We start from the raw sequence: 4025 nt of genomic DNA on the forward strand, positions 1-4025 counted from the left end.
CAAACAGGATTAGATACCCTGGTAGTCCACGCTGTAAACGATGAGAACTAGCCGTTGGGCACAATCGAGTGTTTAGTGGCGCAGCTAACGCGATAAGTTCTCCGCCTGGGGAGTACGGCCGCAAGGTTAAAACTCAAATGAATTGACGGGGGCCCGCACAAGCGGTGGAGCATGTGGTTTAATTCGATGCAACGCGAAGAACCTTACCTGGTCTTGACATGTCGCGAACCCTTGAGAGATCGAGGGGTGCCTTCGGGAGCGCGAACACAGGTGCTGCATGGCTGTCGTCAGCTCGTGTCGTGAGATGTTGGGTTAAGTCCCGTAACGAGCGCAACCCTTGTCCCTAGTTGCCAGCGTTGAGTCGGGAACTCTAGGGAGACTGCCGGTGATAAACCGGAGGAAGGTGGGGATGACGTCAAGTCATCATGGCCCTTATGACCAGGGCTACACACGTGCTACAATGGTCGGTACAGAGGGTAGCCAAGCCGTGAGGCGGAGCCAATCTCACAAAGCCGATCGTAGTCCGGATTGCAGTCTGCAACTCGACTGCATGAAGTCGGAATCGCTAGTAATCGCGGATCAGCATGCCGCGGTGAATACGTTCCCGGGCCTTGTACACACCGCCCGTCACACCATGGGAGTGGGTTGCACCAGAAGCAGGTAGTCTAACCTTCGGGAGGGCGCTTGCCACGGTGTGGTTCATGACTGGGGTGAAGTCGTAACAAGGTAGCCGTAGGGGAACCTGCGGCTGGATCACCTCCTTTCATTGAGAACCGCTCAAGGATGCAAGTGTCCACAACCATTGCTTGATCAGCCGTTAAGAGCACGGGTCTGTTGCTCGGAACTCGAAAGCCGAAGGCGCAGACTTGAATCGAATGAGCGCGGGTCTGTAGCTCAGGTGGTTAGAGCGCACCCCTGATAAGGGTGAGGTCGGAGGTTCAAGTCCTCCCAGACCCACCATGACTTTCGGGGGCCATAGCTCAGCTGGGAGAGCGCCTGCCTTGCACGCAGGAGGTCGGGAGTTCGATCCTCCCTGGCTCCACCACTATCCTGGAGTAATGAGTCGCAAGCGGCTTGGTGTGAATCCGACACGCTTGCGAGTCATTGCTTAAGCGATGACGACAGCTCTTTAACAACTTGGACAACGTACACTGTAAACGCGAGTGGGAATGGCGCAAGCCATTCTGAAAGCGAGCGTTCTGTGTCAGCATGCATATGATCCCAGACGAGTTGGGGTTATATGGTCAAGTGAATAAGCGCATACGGTGGATGCCTAGGCGGTGAGAGGCGATGAAGGACGTGGTAGCCTGCGAAAAGCGTCGGGGAGCTGGCAAACAAGCTATGATCCGGCGGTGTCCGAATGGGGCAACCCACCTGGTTTACCAGGTATTGTCATCTGAATCCATAGGGTGGCAAGGCGAACCCGGGGAACTGAAACATCTCAGTACCCGGAGGAAAAGAAATCAACCGAGATTCCCTTAGTAGTGGCGAGCGAACGGGGAGCAGCCCTTAAGCGGTTAAAACTCTAGTAGAACGGTCTGGAAAGTCCGGCCATAGACGGTGATAGCCCGGTACACGAAAGAGTTTTAATCGTGAAATCGAGTAAGGCGGGGCACGTGAAACCCTGTCTGAACATGGGGGGACCATCCTCCAAGGCTAAATACTACTCACCGACCGATAGTGAACCAGTACCGTGAGGGAAAGGCGAAAAGAACCGAGGTGATCGGAGTGAAATAGAACCTGAAACCGTATGCGTACAAGCAGTGGGAGCACCCTTCGGGGTGTGACTGCGTACCTTTTGTATAATGGGTCAGCGAGTTACTTTCAGTGGCGAGCTTAACCGACTAGGGGAGGCGTAGCGAAAGCGAGTCTGAATAGGGCGTTAAGTCGCTGGGAGTAGACCCGAAACCGAGCGAGCTAGCCATGGCCAGGCTGAAGGTGCGGTAACACGCGCTGGAGGGCCGAACCGGGATCTGTTGAAAAAGATTCGGATGAGCTGTGGCTAGGAGTGAAAGGCTAAACAAGCTCGGAGATAGCTGGTTCTCCTCGAAAGCTATTTAGGTAGCGCCTCGTGTATCACTTCCGGGGGTAGAGCACTGTTTCGGCTAGGGGGTCGTCTAGATCTACCAAACCGATGCAAACTCCGAATACCGGAAAGTGCAGCACGGGAGACAGACGGCGGGTGATAACGTTCGTCGTCAAAAGGGAAACAACCCAGACCGCCAGCTAAGGTCCCCAAATCATGGCTCAGTGGAAAACGATGTGGGAAGGCCCAGACAGCCAGGAGGTTGGCTTAGAAGCAGCCATCCTTTAAAGAAAGCGTAATAGCTCACTGGTCGAGTCGGCCTGCGCGGAAGATTCAACGGGGCTAAGCCATGTACCGAAGCTGCGGATTCAGCGAAAGCTGAGTGGTAGAGGAGCGTTCCGTAGGCCTGTGAAGGTCAATCGTAAGGTTGGCTGGAGGTATCGGAAGTGCGAATGCTGACATGAGTAACGATAATGCGGGTGAAAAACCCGCACGCCGAAAGCCCAAGGTTTCCTGCGCAACGTTAATCGGCGCAGGGTTAGTCGGCACCTAAGGCGAGGCCGAAAGGCGTAGTCGATGGAAAACCGGTTAATATTCCGGTACCGGGTGTAACTGCGATGGGGTGACGGAGAAGGCTAGGTCAGCCGGGTGTTGGACGTCCCGGTTTAAGCGAGTAGGCAGATCCTTTAGGCAAATCCGGAGGGTCAATGTCGAGACGTGATGACGGTGTCTTGGTTCGCCAAGACCGAAGTGATTGATGCCACGCTTCCAAGAAAAACCTCTAAGCTTCAGGTTACATCTGGCCGTACCAAAACCGACACAGGTGGGCAGGATGAAAATTCTAAGGCGCTTGAGAGAACTCGGGTGAAGGAACTAGGCAAAATGGTACCGTAACTTCGGGAGAAGGTACGCCCCTGGTACGTGAAGTGACTTGCTCATGGAGCGGAAGGGGGTTGCAGTGAAACGGTGGCTGCGACTGTTTAATAAAAACACAGCACTCTGCAAACTCGAAAGAGGACGTATAGGGTGTGACGCCTGCCCGGTGCCGGAAGGTTAATTGATGGGGTCAGCGCAAGCGAAGCTCTTGATCGAAGCCCCGGTAAACGGCGGCCGTAACTATAACGGTCCTAAGGTAGCGAAATTCCTTGTCGGGTAAGTTCCGACCTGCACGAATGGCGTAACGATGGCCACACTGTCTCCACCCGAGACTCAGTGAAATTGAACTTGCTGTGAAGATGCAGTGTACCCGCGGCTAGACGGAAAGACCCCGTGAACCTTTACTACAGCTTTACACTGGACTTTGAATTCGCTTGTGTAGGATAGGTGGGAGGCTATGAAGCCGGGACGCCAGTTCCGGTGGAGCCAACCTTGAAATACCACCCTGGTGAATTTGGAGTTCTAACCCAGGTCCGTGATCCGGATCGGGGACCGTGTATGGTGGGTAGTTTGACTGGGGCGGTCTCCTCCCAAAGCGTAACGGAGGAGCACGAAGGTGCGCTCAGCACGGTCGGAAATCGTGCACAGAGTGTAAGGGCAAAAGCGCGCTTGACTGCGAGACAAACACGTCGAGCAGGTACGAAAGTAGGTCCTAGTGATCCGGTGGTTCTGTATGGAAGGGCCATCGCTCAACGGATAAAAGGTACTCCGGGGATAACAGGCTGATACCGCCCAAGAGTTCATATCGACGGCGGTGTTTGGCACCTCGATGTCGGCTCATCACATCCTGGGGCTGTAGCCGGTCCCAAGGGTATGGCTGTTCGCCATTTAAAGTGGTACGCGAGCTGGGTTTAGAACGTCGTGAGACAGTTCGGTCCCTATCTGCCGTGGGCGTTGGAGATTTGAGGGAAGTTGCTCCTAGTACGAGAGGACCGGAGTGAACGAACCTCTGGTGTTCCGGTTGTCACGCCAGTGGCACAGCCGGGTAGCTATGTTCGGACAGGATAACCGCTGAAAGCATCTAAGCGGGAAGCCCCTCCCAAGATGAGATCTCCCTGGGACT

The 4025-nt window shown here is 54.7% G+C and carries 2 tRNA genes and 2 rRNA genes; all 4 read left to right on the forward strand.

The annotated features are described in order from the left end of the window. Nucleotides 1-764: ribosomal RNA gene (locus tag B2A78_RS25275) — 16S ribosomal RNA — on the forward strand; the annotation flags it as partial. 119 nt (nucleotides 765-883) lie between these two features. Then, nucleotides 884-960 (forward strand) — tRNA-Ile (locus B2A78_RS25280). 9 nt (nucleotides 961-969) lie between these two features. Then, nucleotides 970-1045, forward strand: a tRNA-Ala gene (locus B2A78_RS25285). Between the two features lie 197 nt (nucleotides 1046-1242). Beyond that, nucleotides 1243-4025: ribosomal RNA gene (locus B2A78_RS25290) — 23S ribosomal RNA — on the forward strand; the annotation flags it as partial.

The organism is Methylocaldum sp. 14B, from assembly GCF_002005105.1.
Lineage (GTDB): Bacteria > Pseudomonadota > Gammaproteobacteria > Methylococcales > Methylococcaceae > Methylocaldum.